This is a genomic window from Microbulbifer maximicatervae (SeqCode) (genome assembly GCF_056231245.1).
The window spans coordinates 3,083,827-3,100,336 of sequence record NZ_CP174334.1 but is presented as its reverse complement, the minus strand read 5'-3'; the positions used below and the strand labels follow the sequence as shown (position 1 = coordinate 3,100,336).

Genomic DNA, 16,510 nt, shown 5'->3' with positions numbered 1-16,510 from the left:
AGTCTAAGTGGAATTTTTAATTGAATACGGCCTTTTTCTAGCCAAAATTGTTACGGTTGTCGTGGCCTTAATGGTGTTGATAGGTTTTATTTTTGCAAATCGAGAGCAGCTGAAAGAGCGTGTTCAGGGTCATATCACAGTTACACATTTGAATGATCGCTATGAGCAGTTTAAAGAAACACTGCTTGAAGCTGTGATGGATAAGCACGAATTCGCCCGTCGTAAAAAGCAAATGGCGAAAGAGAAGAAAACTCAGGAAAAAGCCCTAGCTAAAAAACATAAAGCTGAGAGCAAAAAGCAGCCTGAAAAAAGTGCTGCTACTTCTTCCGACGTTGCTAAAGAGGAAGGAGAGCATGAGTCCAAGAGTATAAAAGGGGAGTTGGTCTCCGAGCGCAAGCGTGTCTTTGTTATGCAATTTAATGGGGATATCAAAGCGAGTGCTCTTTCCCATTTGCGTGAAGAGGTGACGGCCATTCTTCAAGTGGCAGAGTCCGGAGATGAAGTTCTCCTTTGTCTTGAAAGCCCTGGGGGCATGGTGGCGAACTATGGTTTGGCCGCCAGCCAGTTAACCAGGATTCGCAGTGCAGGTATTCATTTGACTATTGCTGTCGATAAAGTGGCTGCCAGCGGAGGCTACATGATGGCCTGTGTTGCAGATCGTATCCTGGCAGCACCCTTTGCGATGTTGGGCTCTATTGGTGTTTTAGCTCAGATGCCGAATTTTAACCGCCTGCTGAAGCGCAATGATATCGATTACGAACTGTTTACTGCGGGCCAGTACAAGCGCACTGTAACCATGTTTGGTGAAAATACTGAGGAAGGTAAACAGAAGTTCCAAGAAGATTTAGATGAGATCCATATTCTGTTTCAGCACTTTGTCGGGGAGTACCGTCAAAAACTCGACGTCGACAAAGTTGCCACGGGCGAGGTTTGGTTCGGGCAAAAAGCCCTATCCTTGGGACTGGTCGATGAGCTGAAAACATCAGATGAGTACTTGACCAGTTGCGCTAAGGACTGCGACTTATATCAGGTGGAATTCAAAGAACGGAAAAATATAGCTAAGAAAATAGGGCTGGCGGCAGAAGCAGGTGTGGAATCGGCGGTCACTCGTCTCTTTTCAAGGCTGGCAGCTCTGCGTCATCAGGCTCAATAGTTGTAACGTTACAGGTTGATAGTGCTGCGGGATATACCCCATGGAAATAGAAAAGGATGAGAGATTTCGGGCAATTCAGGTTGCTGAAGTAGCTGCGGGAAAGTTTGACCAGTCTGTTGTTGAGCGTCAACTTTCTGAGCTTCCCGATAACCCCTTGCTGTTGGCCGTAAGTTATTCATCCTTGAATTTCAAAGATTCTTTATCTGCGTTTGGCAATCGTGGGATTACTAATACCTACCCCCATACTCCGGGCATTGATGCGGTGGGCAAAGTGCTGTTCGATCGGAGCAAGACGTTTCAACCGGGTGCTGAATTATTGGTCAATGGCTACGATTTGGGCATGAATACTTCTGGTGGACTTGCAGAGCGTATTGCCGTTCCTCCGCAATGGGCCTTGCCAGTCCCCGAAGGCCTAACAGCTTGGGAGTCTATGGCACTGGGTACGGCGGGTTTTACCGCCGCGCTTTGTGTTGAAAAGCTCCTGGAGTCCGGCGCATCTCCTGAGGATGGAGAGATTCTGGTAACAGGTTCAACGGGGGGCGTCGGCTCTGTTGCCGTCGCCTTGCTGGCGAAGCTAGGCTTTCGTGTCGCAGCAGTGACGGGAAAGTTGGAGTCTGCTGATTATTTGGCGAGATTGGGCGCATGGAAGGTTCTCGACCGGGATACACTGGCCCCTTTTGCCAATAAAGCGATGGCCAAGCCATTGTGGGCTTGGGCTGTAGATACTGTGGGCGGGGAAACGCTTTTTAATGTCATTAAATCCCTGCGCTACGGCGGCGGAGTGGCTGCTTGTGGTATGGCTTCAGGTGCTCAATTTCACGCCAATGTATTTCCATTTATCTTGCGCGGTATTAGTTTGTTGGGTGTGGATAGCGCTGTTTTACCAATAGAAAAGAAGGCAGAAGTATGGAAGCGGTTGGCCAGTGAGTGGTATATCGGCGATAAGCTCGACAGTATTGCGGAGAATATTAGCCTTGATCAGGCTCCAGAGTTTCTTGCGCGCTTAAATAGAGGGCATGGAATAGGTCGTTACGTTGTAGATATGGCTCTCTAATAGATCTATCGATTTAGAATAATAAGTACACTTAAAAGATTCTATTTATCTTACCAAATATCCCCGACAACTCTGAATCTGAGTTGTATATGGGCTTTTTTCTCAATAGCCTTTAAGCGGACTCTGTTGTTTGCGGGCTTGTTGTATTGGAAGAAAACTTTGTCGACAAGTAACAGTGAAAGTAACAAACCTGGCCAGCGTAACGCTCTGGTTCTTTCTGGGGGAGGTGCGCGTGCTGCCTATCAAGCGGGCGTTTTAAGGGCGCTTGCGGAACTGGTTCCAGAAGATAATCCTCGGCCCTTTCAAATAATCTGCGGCACCTCTGCAGGAGCTATGAACGCGATGCTTCTCGCCTCTCATACAGGTACCTTTAAAGAAGCTGTCGACAGAATGTGCTCTGTTTGGTTGCAGCTTAGTGTTGAGCAGGTTTATCGCACCAGTTGGCGTAGTTTACTTGGGAACCTGTTTTCTATCAGTCGTTCGCTCTTGAACCAAGGTGTGGGTAGACAAAAACCTTTGGCACTCCTGGATAACAGTCCGCTGCGCAGCTTGGTTGAGCGCGAGATAAACTTTGACAATATTCAAAAAAATATTTCGGCTGGGCATTTGCATGCCACAAGTGTTAATGCACTTTCTTATAGTGAAGGGCAGTCCGTCAGCTTTTTTCAGGGAGCGGAGAATGTTAAAGGATGGCAGCGGTTTCGTCGCTTTGGAGTACCCACTCAATTAACCTCGGACCATCTATTGGCGTCAGCAGCAATTCCTGCCATTTTCCCGGCGGTCAAATTGGATGGAGTTTATTTTTGCGATGGTGCCATTCGTCTGATGGCCCCGATTAGTCCGGCACTGCATCTCGGTGCCAAGCGTGTATTTGTGGTGGGTGTGTCGGACAACCGTTCTCCAGCCCATTGGGGGAGTCGAAACAGTCCTGCGCAGATGGAGTCCCCTTCGATGGCGCAAATAGCTGCTCAGTTATTCAATGCCGCATTTATCGATAGCTTGGAGGCAGACTTGGAGCATCTGGATCGAGTAAATATGTTACTTGACTATGTGGATCCAACAGATCATTCGGATTTGAAACTGTTGCGTTCGGTAGAGTCGGTTGTTATTGAGCCCTCGCAGAGTTTAGGGCGTCTTAGTGGCAGAAAACTTGGTCACCTTCCCTCGGCGCTACGCTGGTTATTCCGCTCTACGGGTGCGACCAATCCCGGTGGCGGTGTTTCTGCAGCCAGTTATCTATTATTTGAAAGGCCATATATCGAAGAACTTATCGATCTCGGCTATCAGGATGCCATGTGGGAAAAAGATAAATTGCGCAGTTTTTTGCAGCCGGAGCCGGAGGGTATAGCTGAGCGCAAGGGGCTATTTGGGATTCGCAGTAAATCTCAAGAAGAGGCTTCTCACGGTAATTCTGAACACTAACTTTAGTTTCTGCGCCCCTCATTTGCGTGACTAGCGCCTTTCATCTCAGTGAATATTTTTGCATCAAGTTTCTAAAGGGCGTTAAACGCCCTTAAATCCAATATTGTTCCGCCAAGACGGCGGAAGCCTTTAGCATTTATTTTCGCGCTTTCTTATGATTTTCTTGGGCTGTGTGTGCTCTCACTCACCTGAACAAGTAGCTTCTATATTTAATAGTGATGTCAATGCTGTCGGGTATTATCCAAGATGTTTTCTGTGTTTTTACTCGTGACTCTTTTTTCATTTAGTACAGGTAATCAGGATTTCGCCCAGATGATCGGTAGGGTTGATCGGGTTGAATATTTGGGGGGAGGCTTGGTTGTTTCTGGGTGGGCGTGTCAGAAAGGAGTATTCAAGTCAGTTTCTGTTGGTCTTTATCTAGGTGGAGACAGTAGAAGCGGGTTTCCATTAAAAGTTTCCAGAGCTGATCAGAAGTCGTCAAAGGGAATTGCCAATATATGTGATACCCAGGGCGTTCCCCATGGATTCAAGTTTTATTTGAATTATGAGGAAATGAAAAAGTTTGTAAGAAAGAAGATCTATGTACATGGGTTCTCATCAAATCAAGGCAGATTCAGAGCAATTTCAAATTCTGGTAGATATCGGGTTGGGATTCCCTATATGAAATATACCGATATTACCTTGTTGCGAAGAACTTTTGATTTACAACCACTGGCTACGTTTGATGATCAGCATTTAAATTTAATTCCAATGCCCGGTGATGGCTATGCTCTGGAAGCTCAGTATATTCCTTATGAAAAGGGTTCGGAGAGAATTAGTACATCAACCCAATTAGCCAAATCTGTTTCATCGGCAACTCTCGCTTACGATGTGAAGTTTCATCGGAACTTCGAATTTGTTAAGGGCGGTAAGCTACACGGCCTTGCTGGTGGGGGACAGGCTTCAGGATGCGTACCTATTGATCCGAAGAGTTGGAGTGTGCGGGTTAAGTTTGGTGCGGAGGGTAGGGTTGGGCTCTATACCTATCATCAGGATAGAGTCGCTCGGTGTGGAGATGGGTATCAAGGGAATGACAGTTTTAGATTTGAGCGGGATACCTGGTATCGGATTGAGTTGTTTGTGCAATTAAATAGCAGCGCAAATAATGCTGACGGATATATCGAGCTATTTATAAATGGCAAAAAAATTGTAGAGGAACAAGGGTTGCGGCTGACGGGTAGTGATAGGGTGGCTATTGATAAATTTCAGTTCAGTACTTTTCATGGCGGTAGTTCAGCTTTGTGGTCACCCTCCAAAAAAGTCTATGCCTACTTTGACAATATTTCAGTGAAACAAGGGAGAAAGATATATGGCCTTAAGGGGGCTGTATGCGAAAATGAGAAAGCTGGAATATACAATGGGTCGGGAGCTTGCTGTTCCAGCTCGTGTGGGGCCTGTGGCGGCTCCGGATGTGGCCAATTAAATGGCGGAAGCTCAGCCTGTTGCACATCGGAAATTATTAATTCAGCGCCATTGTGCTCTTATCCTGGGCAAACCGCCCCGTGCACTATGTAAGGCTTGGCTTGAGGGGTTCTGAGTAAATCAGGAGCTTTATAATTTAAAGTTGCCATTTAAATCGCTGAATTAATTGCAAGAAACTTCCCTGTATTTCGCATTGTATTTTCAGCTGAGAACCGCTCACCGGATGTTCTAGCTTGAGTTCAGATGCATGCAAAAGCAGTCGAGAGCACTCGAGCCTGCTGGCAAAGAAACGATTATGGGTTGACTTTCCATATTTCGGGCAGCCAATTAGAGGGTGGTGGAGATGCTTGAAATGCCTTCTTATTTGATGGCGTCGCCCTGTTTTTAATTGGATTTCTACTAGGGAATACCGGCTGGTTGGGTAGCGATCAACCTCATAAGGTAACTCAATAGTCTCCAAGCGTCGGTACAGTGTAACAGCCTGCTGACGTGGCAGATCCGTTTTAGGTCGCTTCCTCTGGTGTTTGAAGTCGGCAACGGGGGGGAGGGCATAGTCAACGACACCTTCTTCTGGGCTATATCCTCTACATACAGCAATATATTTTTTTGATGATAAATCACTTTCCAGCTGCTGCTGTACCTGCGCAGCAATCTCGCTGCTTTTGGCAAAAATAATAACACCGGAGGTAGGCTTATCCAGTCGATGTACTGGATAAAGAAAGCTGCCACATAGGTTCCTCAAATATTGCAAAAGTACACGCTTTTCATGGCGGTCTATTTCTGACCTGTGAACAAGCCACCCCTCTGGTTTATAAGCGGCAAGTAAGTAGTCGTCTTCAAAGAGAATGGTAGGTTCTTGAGTGGTCATTTTGGGGGTGTGGCGACTGGACTGTAATTTCGGTAACACGATTTTATGGCATAGCGAGCCCTCAAGCTATGTTGAAAAGTAAAAGTTGGTTAGTGAATTCAGGGTAGAATTTTTATCGATAGACAAAAAACAGGCTTGACATGGTACCAAATGAGAATAAACTGCACCTAAATTCCATTGCTGATCTAGTTTCAAGGTTGGCATTCTAATTGGCAGTATTTTTGAAGTGGATCGCACCACTAAGGAGCCGTGAAATGCGAAATGTAGATATTAAGAGTTTATTTGTTTAATCGCTTTTCATGCGCTTGAGCTTGGAAAGTGATATTGCTTTCCAAGCCAGACCTTCCAAAAGCCCTGGCAAATGCCGGGGCTTTTTTGTTTTAGCTTGGATTGCCGTTTCAGTTAAGTGGATTAATCCAGGGATAAAATATGCCTGTAAAAACAGTATTAAATCGAAATGCACCGCCTGGCACGGTACCGGTAAAAATCTATACCGATGATATTGAGCCCAAGGCAATGCAACAGTTAAAGAATATTGCCCAGCTTCCTATTGTGCACTCCCATGTTGCTGCTATGCCGGATGTGCACTTGGGAAAGGGGGCAACGGTAGGATCGGTAATCCCAACGGTAAGTGCGATAATTCCTGCTGCCGTTGGGGTGGATATTGGTTGTGGAATGTATGCGGTGCGAACTTCGCTACAAGCCCATCAGCTGCCAGACAATCTGAAAGCACTGCGGGACGCCATTGAGGTGAAAGTGCCGGTTGGTCAGGGACGACATAAACTGATCAGCGCCAGGGAATCTGCCTGCAAACTATTAGCTCCCGGTGTGGATAGATTGTTTTCAAAGCATCCAGGGCTACTGAAGAAGCTGCATCAGCCACAAAAAACCTGGGTGACCCAAATGGGTACATTAGGGGGTGGCAATCACTTTATCGAAGTTTGTATTGATGAGAGTGGTGCTGTCTGGGTGATGTTGCATTCAGGGAGTCGAGGGATTGGCAATGCTATTGGTCAGCATTTTATCCAGTTGGCCCGACGGGATATGGCTGGGCATATGCACAATCTTCCGGATAGGGATCTGGCCTATTTCTCAGAAGGCTGCCAGAATTTTGACGATTATATTGAAGCGGTTAATTGGGCGCAGGAATATGCTCGCTGGAACAGGCAGGAAATGATGAAGCTTGTGCTTGGATGCCTGAAGGTAAGCTTACCAAAGTTTACTTTGACCACAGAGGCAATTAACTGCCACCACAATTATGTTGTTCGCGAGCGCCATTTTGATAGAGATGTATTCGTGACTCGCAAAGGGGCTATTAGTGCTCAGAGAGATCAGTTGGGAATTATTCCCGGCTCTATGGGGGCTAAGTCATTTATCGTGCGTGGGCTTGGCAATAAGGAATCTTTTTGTTCCTGTGCACACGGAGCTGGTCGAAAAATGAGTCGTACAGCGGCTCGCCAGCGTTTTACCAGAAAGGACTTGGAAGATCAGACCCGAGGTGTGCAATGCCGTAAAGATAAGGGTGTTCTGGATGAGATTCCTGCTGCTTATAAGGATATTGACCAGGTGATGGAGAACCAGTCCGATCTTGTGGAAGTGGTGCACACGCTACGCCAGGTAATTTGTATCAAGGGGTAAATAAGGAGGTATCAATACAAGTTTTGAGCGAGAAGATATCTGGAAAAGTGGATCTACTATTGGAAAGTAAAGGTGAGGTTTTATGAAAAAGAAAGAAAAAATTCGTAGTTACGTTGCGCGTAATCCGCTGATGAGAAAGGGCGGTGCCCACGTAAAGGCAAAATCTTCGGGTCGTTTCGCTAGCAAGCAGAAGCTGCGTAAAGAGGTGCGGGAGTGCGACTCCCGCCCCCAGGCTTTTGCTGCTATTTTTTCGTTGATATCGCCTCTTTAGTTAGCCGTGTTCTCTGCTAGCCTATTTCCCATCAGGCCAGTTGGGTAGAGCTTCCAAATATACCCAGCGCTTCTTAAATAACTTAAATAGTGAAATTTCGTGAATCAGGTGTTCTTGGTCATTTTCTGTATACCAAGCCTTAAATTCCACAATCGACTTTTTTAGTCCCGCCTTACTCTTAATAACTTCCAATCGTGTCCACTGGGTTTCAATATCCTCAGCTTGCAGTTCTGGGCAGGTGTCGGGATGCCAGGTTTTTTTCAGGTACCGAAAATTTCCGGTTGCAAAGGCCGTATAGCGACTGCGCATAACCGCTTCTGCATTATTGGGGTAAGCCTTTCCCGACAAATAGAGTCCGCAGCAGTTATCAAGGGGCTTGCCCGATCCACAGGGGCAGTACCGATCCGTCATAAATCATCTCTCCAGCGTGAACTTAACGCTCTCGTAACACTTTTTAACCATGTTTTCTGGTGAGGGAGCGTAGCATAGCTTGACCTTTGAAATGTTGCCGCTAAGATACCGACCAACCGGTTGGTTTTGATTGATGATGCCCAGGAGGTCATGTGTCGAGAGTCGACAAAGCTGCCATTGTTCGAGCAGCAGAAGAAGTAGTCCGGGATCGCGGGGCGCGCAAGTTGACCCTGGATGCGGTGGCTGCACAGTGCGGGCTCAGCAAGGGCGGTTTGATTCATCATTTTCGAACTAAGCAGTCACTCCTGAAGGCGATGCTGGAGGCGGCAATAGCTCGTGAAGATGACAGTGTTGCCACTTTTGTGTCCTCGGGGGACAGCTTGTTGGTGTCGCGCTTGAAGAGCATTTTTGAATTGATGGAGGACGACAAGGGGCTGCCTCGCTCACTGATCGCCGCCGTGGCCGAAGACCCCATGTTGCTGGGGCCGGTAAAAGACAAAGAGGAGCAGCAGCGTCGCGATATCTGCGATGCGTATCGTGACCCGGAAATGGCGGAACTGCTAATCCTGGCGGCCCAGGGCATGTTCCTGGGTCGCGTACTCGGTGTGGTTGAGTCTGAAGACCCGATTATTGAACGTTTACAGGGACGTCTGCTGGCGCTCTCTGCCGACCTGAACTAAAGGTCAGCCCCAGTTAATAAAGTTTGTGGATGATGAATATGAATATATCGCCAAGATCGCGTTTCTCATTGGCCGTTTTGATCGCAGCAGTTGCAGTTCTGGCAGGATGCTCCGAATCGAAGACGGAGCAGGCGCAGGCAGAGCACGTCTGGCCCGTGAAAGTAGCTACCGTTGCCAGTAATAACCAGGTCAAAGATCGACAGTTTGCCGGTCGTGTTAAGGCAGTGCAGAGTGTCGACCTATCTTTCCAGGTTGGCGGGAAGCTGGACAAGCTCACAATTCGCGAAGGTGAAATTATTCCAAAGGGAACCCTGATCGCAGAACTTGATCAGCGGGATTACCTGCGCAGGGTAAAAGAAGCCCGATTAAATGTAGAGTTGCTGGAAAAAACCCTCAATCGTCAGCGCTCTCTGGCAGGGTCAAAAGTTATTTCACAGCAGCAGCTGGATGAAACGAAAAGTAACTTTGACTTGGCTAAAGTTACCCTGGAACGTGCTGAGCAGGACCTGGCTTATACCCAGCTAAGGGTTCCTTTCGATGCTTTGGCAACTCGCCAGCTGGTAGAGAATTACACCAACGTCCAGGCCGGCCAGGCAATTGTCCGTTTGCAGAATATTTCTGAAGTTCGAATTCAAATCTCCGTGCCTGAAAAGCTGTTGGCCACGGTTAATGAAGAGCAAGTCAACTCCATGACCGCCGAGTTTGAATTTCTGCCGGGCAAGGAGTTCCCACTTACTTACCGTGAGCACCAGGCTGAGGCAGATAGCGTTACCCAGACTTACGTTGTCGAGTTTGGAATGCCCCGCCCCGAAAATGTACAGATCCTTCCCGGCATGACCGCTCGCGTTAGTGTGAAGTTGAATAAAGCGAGTGGTGACCTGTGGGTTCCCCTTTCAGCAGTGCAGACTGGCCCGGAAGGTAAGCCCTATGTTTGGCAAATTAATGCAGACCAGTCTGTCTCCAAAGCTTCCGTGACCCTCGGGCGTACTGATGGTGAGTCGGTTCAGATTAAAGATGGCATTAGCCCTTCTATGAAACTGGTTGCTACCGGCGGCCAGCACCTTTATGACGGTGCAAAAGTACGCAATTACGCACAGCACTAATTAGTGTGTTAGCTCTGGCCCTGTTAACAGTAGGGAAAATGTTGTGAAGATTTCTGACATATTTATAGAAAAGCCAGTTTATAGCTGGCTGTTGATGCTGATTTGCTTAATCGGTGGTCTTTGGGGGCTTTCAGATATTGGTCGCCTCGAAGATCCTGCGTTTACGATCAAGGAAGCCCGTGTTTACACCTTCTACCCAGGCGCCAGCGCCCAGCGTGTAGAAGAGGAGGTCACCGAAAAGCTTGAGGTAGCCATCCAGCAAATGGGACAGCTGGACAAGGTCTCTTCCACTTCAAGTCCGGGAATGTCTGAAATTCGGGTGGAAATCAAAGATCAGTATGCCTCGCAGGAACTTGCCCAGGTTTGGGATGAATTGCGGCGCAAGGTTAATGATGCTCAAAGTGACCTGCCCAGCGGTGCTTTACCCTCCATTGTGAATGATGACTTTGGTGAGGTTTACGGTATTTATTATGCGATTACCGGAGAAGGGTTTTCGCTGACTGAAATGCGTGAAATTACCAAAGCGATTCGCCGGGAGTTACTGGGAGTTGAGGGGGTTGCCAAGGTTTCCCGCTCAGGCATTATCGACGAAGTGGCTTACCTGGATATTGATGAATCCCGCCTGGCCCAGTTTGGTTTTTCCCTGGATGACTTAGCGCAGGTACTGCAATCTGAAAGTTCGACCCAGAAAGTCGGCGAGATTGGAGGTCAGGATTTACGTACCCGCATACTGGTTGATAATCCTGCAAGTGACCTGGAATCCATTCGTAATATTCTCGTCGGCGTGCCCGGTTCTACTGCGATGCTGGCCGTCCGTGATATCGCCGATATTTCTCTCGGTTACGATGAGAGCCCCAGCTTTATTGCCCGATTTGATGGTAAGCAGGCCATTCTGCTGGGTGTGGCCGGTGCGGAAAATACCAATATCGTGAACGTTGGCAAGGCGGTAGAGGCCAGGCTGGAGCTGATTAAACAGGCATTGCCCCTGGGTGTAGAAATCCATCCTATTTACGAACAGCACCAGGTAGTAGAGGAGAGTGTTGACGGTTTCCTCTTTAACCTGGTTTCCTCTGTCGTGATCGTTACTCTAGTACTTTGTGTATTTATGGGCTGGCGATCCGGTGTTGTGGTTGGCACTGTCCTCGGTTTGACCGTTTTGGGCACCGTGTTAATCATGAACCTGTTTGGCTTGAATTTGCAGCGGATCTCTCTCGGTGCCCTGATTATCGCCATGGGTATGTTGGTTGATAATGCCATTGTGGTTGCCGAAGGGATGCTGATGGGGGTTCAGAGAAAAGAAGAGCCTAAGAGTGCTGCCAGGCGCGTAGTCCGCCAGACTTTCTGGCCACTGCTGGGTGCGACCATTATCGGTATTATGGCGTTCTCCGGTATCGGTCTGTCCGATGATGCTACTGGCGAATTCCTTTTCTCCCTGTTTGCGGTAATTGGTATCTCCCTGCTACTCAGCTGGATACTGGCAATTACTATTACTCCTTACTTGGGCTATCACCTGTTTAAGCCGGGTAAGCAAGCCGACTCAGATGATCCGTACGATGGCCGCTTCTACAACATGTATTCCGGTGCTTTATCAGGAGCGTTGATGCGCAGGGGCCTGACCATTGCAGTACTTATTGTGGTGACCCTGGCCAGCTACTTTGCTTTCGGGTTTGTGAAGCAGGGGTTCTTCCCCAATTCAAATGCTCCTCTTTTTTATGTTAACTACTTCATGCCTCAGGGCAGTGATATTAACCGTACAGACAGGGCGCTTCAGGAAGCGACTGCATTCTTCCAGGAACAGGATGAAGTTGTCTCCGTAACGGCGGTAGCTGGTCGCGGGGCTGATCGCTTTATGCTGACCTATGCTCCCGAGCCACCCAATGCGTCTTATGGCCAGTTGATTGTTCGCACTGAAAACCGGGAGCAAATCCCCCAGTTGATTGAGAGTGCCAAGGCGAAGTTGCGTGTAGCGCAGCCGGAAGCATTGATTACTTTCAAGCGCCTGGTGTTTGGTCCCGGTGGCGGATCGGATGTTGAAGTGCGTATTTCAGGTCCGGATTACCAGACACTGCGTACCTTGGCGGTCAGTGTAGAACAGCAGTTCCGTGAAAAAGGACTGGAAGATATTCGTCACAACTGGCGCAGCAGAGAGCCTACTCTGCACGCACATCTGGATGATGAGCGGGCGCGAGTTGCCGGGGTTACCAATGCTGATGTCAGCCGTATGATTCAGTTTGCCACTGCAGGTTACACCGTTGGCGACTTTGAAAGCGGTGACCGTATTATCCCTATTGTTGCCCGTATGCCAGAGGGAGATCGCAATCAAGTGGGTTCACTGGAAGACCGCTTGGTGTGGAGCCCCAATGAGCAGGGATATATTCCGGCAGGACAGTTGATTACTGATTTCGAGTTAACCGCTGATGAAGGATTGATCCAAAGACGCAACAGGGTGCCGACTATTACCATCAGTGCGGATGCGCCTGAAGGTGTTACGGCAATGGCAGCCTTTGGTCGCATACGTCCCTGGGTTGAAGAGATGAAGTTGCCACCAGGCTTCAAGGTTGAATTCGGTGGTGAGTACGAAAGTTCTACCGATGCGCAGAAGTCGTTAGGTAAAGGTTTACCCTTGGGCTTCCTGATTATGATCCTGGTGTCGATACTGCTGTTCGGTACTGTTCGGGAGCCAGTGATTATCTGGCTGGTTGTTCCTATGTGTCTCGTCGGTGTTGTTGTCGGGTTGTTGGCGACGGGATTACCATTTGGATTTATGTCTCTTCTCGGTGTCCTCAGCTTGTCTGGTATGTTGATTAAAAATGCCGTGGTATTGGTGGATGAGATTGAGGTTCAGACCCACGCGGGCCTACCGAGATTGACAGCTATCCAACGGGCCAGCGTTAGCCGTTTGCGTCCGGTATTCCTTGCCGCTGTCACTACTATTTTGGGAATGTCCCCGCTTCTGTTCGACGCTTTCTTTGCGGATATGGCGGTGACAATTATGGGTGGGCTTGGATTTGCTACGGTGTTGACACTGATTGCAATCCCTGTGTTCTATGCGGTATTCCACAAAGTGAGACCCAACGAAGTAATCGGCGGGGAAACTGAAACCAAGGAGCAACGCAAAGAGGCGGCTATTAGCGAACCTGTATCCGTTTAAAACATGTTTGCCCTAATTTGGGGCTGATCTAAGAGTCCCGTACCAAGTTACTATTCACTTGGTACGGGATTTTTTTTGTCTTCGTTTTTTATCCATAAATTATAGGGTTGTTTTCTGATAGGGAGATTTTCATTGAAATATATGAAGACCTTTGTGCAGAAAATTAAATTTATTGAACTAAATTATTCTTCGTCTGTAATCAAACCTTATTAAGTCTGTCATTTAGCACAACTACTCTATGCCGCCTTTATAACTGGAACTGCCTTCGGGTGGGGAATCAACGCATTGGAGTGGCAATGAAAAATCATAAATTTTTCAAAAGAGCAGCGTTAGCTATCGCTATACCGGCAATTTTGGCTGGTTGCAGTGACGATAATGATGATCCGGTAGTGGTAACTCCAGATCCGGAAGTGCCTGAGGAAGTCAGTCTATTTGAATCAGTTGCTGGTTCTGAGGCTGCTGCGCATATTGGTCCTTCAACATTGCAGGTACCACATGTTGTCGCCACAGCTGAAAACGTCAAGGTAATTAATCTGCTCAGCAATGGTTATCTCCCCACCGATTACTCCAGTGAAAACGTTCCCCAACAGGATATGCTTCCTATATTCGAGGAGCACCCAAGTCTCGATGCTGCGGATACGGATGGCCTTTATGTATTGTCTGGAGAACCCGATGGTTTGGGGTATCTGGATAATGACGACGGTACATTTACCTTGTTTATGAACCAGGAACACTACAACTTTGTTGGTGGTGACGGGGTGGTGCTGGAGAACTCAAATCGCAGTCTCCGATCGACAGGCACCTTCATTTCAAAGTGGGTAATCAATAAAACCACCGGGGAAATTGAGGGTGGTGAGGACCTGATTAAAGGTGTTTATGCCTGGCGGCGTACTCTGTATGACACGGATGGTGGGGTTGCTGAATCTCCAGGATATACCTACGTAACACAAATGAAACCCTATTTTGATGCGGATGGGGACCTTGTGAATACGGGAGCATTCGAGCGCTTCTGCTCCGCAACTCTGCCAGCTGAAACTGCTTTCTACAATTCGGAAAGCGGCAAGGGTACCCAGGTACGGATGTTCTTGACTGGCGAAGAGAGTGACGGTGGCGAGAGCCTCAAAACTTATTACGATGGTTTGGTTGAGAAGCGTGGTTATGAGGGCCTTCGATTTGATGCTTTTGGTAGCATCAGTGGTGAGGCGAAAGCCAAGAGTGAGATCGAGTCTGTCTACGAGTACGATAAATCGGAAATTTATATCGGTCGTGGTATCGCTGTTTTGACTACCGGAGACAATACTGGTGATGCTTATGAATTGCCACTACTCGGTAAATCTCGCTTTGAGAATATCGTACCCAACTATAAAGCACAGGATAAAACCATACTGCTGTCTGTCGATGATGAACGGCCTCGGGGTGGTGAAGATAATGCTTATCGCAATGGAGGTTTTCTCACAGTCTATGTTGGTGAAAAAACCAATGAAGGCAGTGAAGTTGATAAGGCTGGCTTGACCAATGGTGAGCTGTATGCGGTTCGGGTTCTGGATAGCGATGGCGCGCCGGTGGTTGATTTTAGTGATAGTAACAATCGAGCGCTGTTTGACGATAACGAATTGATGTTTGAGTTGGTACAACTCTCCAGCCAGGATACCGACGGAGATGGGAAGCCAGAAGATATTCGCGATATGAGCCAGCAGGCCTTCCGCATTCATACCACTGGAATGGAAGTCTCCCAGTGGCGTTCCCCGGAAGATGGTGATTGGGACCCATTAGATCCCAATAGCTTTTATTTTGGAGCCAAGTACGGTGTATACCAGCTTGAGTTTGCGGATATCACCAATCCAACAGATGGTGGAATCATCAAGAGAGTAGTGAGTAGCAAATCCGATGGCGATATAACTGATAACTATGAGAATTTCGACAATATGGCAGCGGTTGCTGGTGTCGATAATAAGACTCGCTTGGTGTTGCAATTTGATAAATCTAATTATTACTCACCAATCTACGTTCTCGACCCTGAAACCGGAGAGATGATCCGTGTTGCCGAATTTAACCCGGAAATTATTGGCGATAGTGAAGACGAGCTCGATCTGAAGATCGAGAAACAGCTGGCAAGTGGAGAATTGGAAGCTGAGCCTACTGAGGAGGAATACCAAATGCTGCTGGAAGAGCATGTGGCGAGTAAGCCCTACCGTCAATACTACTCACAATCCTCCAAGGTTCGCAGTGGGCTGGATGATACCGGGATAGAGGCTGCGCTCTCTACCGATGCTGAAGCATCCGGGGTTATTTATGTGGGCGATATTCTGGGTGATGGTTGGTTCTTGAGTTCAACCCAGTTTCACTATGATTTTGAAGGTCGAGTGGATAGTTACCTGAATTCCTTTAATGTGCGTGACCAAAAAAATGGTCCCACTACACAATTGATTCAGGAAATGATGGCCGGAGGACAGTTGCACGCAATCTATATCCCTCAAGCGGTAGGGCTGGACAAGTAGTAAGATCTATCGTTGATAAATTATGCCCTGTCAAGCGTTAATCAGGCAGGGCATTTTTATCAGGTGTAAAAAAATTGATCGAAATATCCTGCTCTTCATTACCCTTGCTATAGCCCTATTTTTTCATTTGGGGTGTTTTGTATAACGTTTGAACCATTTCTTATTGATTTGAACCGCCGCATACAATTGGTACACACTTTCTTGTAACCTAGCGCTCTGGTTTGATTGGTAGTTGATGTATGAGCGTTCGGTCAGTTTCTAAGCTTTTTTCCATTGCTGTAGTTTTCTCCTTCAGTTTTTCCGCTTTTGCAGCGTCCTATGATCGGGCGGAGTGGCTGCCCAAGTGGTCTGATTCCGATCAGGATTGCCAGGATACCCGCCATGAGTTGTTAGTTCGCTATTCACTGTCCCCGGTAACCTATACCCGCTCCAATCACTGCAAAGTAGACACCGGTTTGTGGCTGGATCCCTACACAGGCGGCTTCTTTGTAAAAGCTTCAGATCTTGATGTGGAACATATTGTGCCGCTGAAGTGGGCGCACGATCACGGGGGAGCTGATTGGACGCGCAAGCGAAAGCAGCGGTTTGCTGAGGACATCGAGAATTTATGGCTGGTTGATGACGGTCGTAACCAAAGTAAAGGCCACAAAGGGCCGGACAAGTGGATGCCGCCCTATGGACCGGTCAAGCAAGTTTACCTCAAGCGGTTTATGGCAATCGTAGATAAGTATGGCCTTCAGCTGAGTGTGGGCGAGCGCCGCAAATATCAATCGCTAATGGCGGATGGCTGAGGACAAGTA

General features: G+C 47.8%; 13 protein-coding genes. 11 read left to right on the top strand and 2 right to left on the bottom strand.

Features of this window, described 5'->3' with window-relative positions; all coding sequences use genetic code 11:
- Positions 1-7: 7 nt before the first annotated feature.
- The 4 genes from sohB (at position 8) to ACJJIS_RS13340 (ending at position 5,183) form a co-directional block, all read left to right on the top strand.
- The gene (gene sohB / locus ACJJIS_RS13355) at positions 8-1,153 is read left to right on the top strand and encodes a protease SohB (protein WP_282933417.1); all 1,146 of its coding nucleotides are present in this window, start codon (positions 8-10) and stop codon (positions 1,151-1,153) included.
- Positions 1,154-1,193: 40 nt separating this feature from the next.
- The gene (locus tag ACJJIS_RS13350) at positions 1,194-2,207 is read left to right on the top strand and encodes a YhdH/YhfP family quinone oxidoreductase (protein ID WP_444916103.1); all 1,014 of its coding nucleotides are present in this window, start codon (positions 1,194-1,196) and stop codon (positions 2,205-2,207) included.
- 159 nt (positions 2,208-2,366) lie between these two features.
- Positions 2,367-3,629, top strand: a complete 1,263-nt coding sequence (locus ACJJIS_RS13345; protein ID WP_445356077.1) for a patatin-like phospholipase family protein — start codon at positions 2,367-2,369, stop codon at positions 3,627-3,629.
- Between the two features lie 660 nt (positions 3,630-4,289).
- Entirely contained in the window at positions 4,290-5,183 is an 894-nt protein-coding gene (locus ACJJIS_RS13340; protein ID WP_444916105.1) for a polysaccharide lyase, read from the top strand.
- 43 nt (positions 5,184-5,226) lie between these two features.
- Here ACJJIS_RS13340 and ACJJIS_RS13335 read toward each other — a convergent pair whose 3' ends face one another.
- On the bottom strand, positions 5,227-5,997 hold the full coding sequence (locus tag ACJJIS_RS13335; RefSeq protein ID WP_475708319.1) for a pseudouridine synthase: 771 nt from the start codon (positions 5,995-5,997) through the stop codon (positions 5,227-5,229).
- 390 nt (positions 5,998-6,387) lie between these two features.
- On the opposite strand from ACJJIS_RS13335, the gene ACJJIS_RS13330 reads away from it, so the two are divergent.
- On the top strand, positions 6,388-7,596 hold the full coding sequence (locus ACJJIS_RS13330) for an RtcB family protein (protein ID WP_475708318.1): 1,209 nt from the start codon (positions 6,388-6,390) through the stop codon (positions 7,594-7,596).
- Positions 7,597-7,678: 82 nt separating this feature from the next.
- A complete protein-coding gene (locus ACJJIS_RS13325) occupies positions 7,679-7,867 on the top strand; it encodes a hypothetical protein (RefSeq protein WP_413665191.1) in 189 nt (62 codons plus the stop codon).
- Positions 7,868-7,888: 21 nt separating this feature from the next.
- On the opposite strand, the gene ACJJIS_RS13320 is transcribed toward ACJJIS_RS13325, so the two are convergent.
- Positions 7,889-8,278 carry a YchJ family protein gene (locus ACJJIS_RS13320; protein WP_444916108.1) on the bottom strand — a complete coding sequence of 130 codons (390 nt, stop codon included), beginning with the start codon at positions 8,276-8,278 and terminating at the stop codon, positions 7,889-7,891.
- 152 nt (positions 8,279-8,430) lie between these two features.
- Between ACJJIS_RS13320 and ACJJIS_RS13315 the strand changes: the two genes are divergently transcribed.
- The 5 genes from ACJJIS_RS13315 to ACJJIS_RS13295 all read left to right on the top strand — a co-directional run bounded on the left by ACJJIS_RS13315 (position 8,431) and on the right by ACJJIS_RS13295 (position 16,501).
- Positions 8,431-8,958, top strand: coding sequence for a TetR/AcrR family transcriptional regulator (locus tag ACJJIS_RS13315; RefSeq protein WP_282933409.1), 528 nt, complete (start codon positions 8,431-8,433; stop codon positions 8,956-8,958).
- 38 nt (positions 8,959-8,996) lie between these two features.
- Positions 8,997-10,061 (top strand): efflux RND transporter periplasmic adaptor subunit, encoded by a 1,065-nt coding sequence (locus ACJJIS_RS13310; protein ID WP_444894309.1) that lies wholly within the window; start codon positions 8,997-8,999, stop codon positions 10,059-10,061.
- Between the two features lie 43 nt (positions 10,062-10,104).
- Complete coding sequence (locus tag ACJJIS_RS13305; RefSeq protein WP_475708317.1) at positions 10,105-13,212, top strand: efflux RND transporter permease subunit; 3,108 nt, start codon at positions 10,105-10,107, stop codon at positions 13,210-13,212.
- Positions 13,213-13,508: 296 nt separating this feature from the next.
- Positions 13,509-15,710 (top strand): hypothetical protein, encoded by a 2,202-nt coding sequence (locus tag ACJJIS_RS13300; protein WP_475708316.1) that lies wholly within the window; start codon positions 13,509-13,511, stop codon positions 15,708-15,710.
- 239 nt (positions 15,711-15,949) lie between these two features.
- Positions 15,950-16,501 (top strand): GmrSD restriction endonuclease domain-containing protein, encoded by a 552-nt coding sequence (locus tag ACJJIS_RS13295; protein ID WP_475708315.1) that lies wholly within the window; start codon positions 15,950-15,952, stop codon positions 16,499-16,501.
- Positions 16,502-16,510 lie beyond the last annotated feature (9 nt).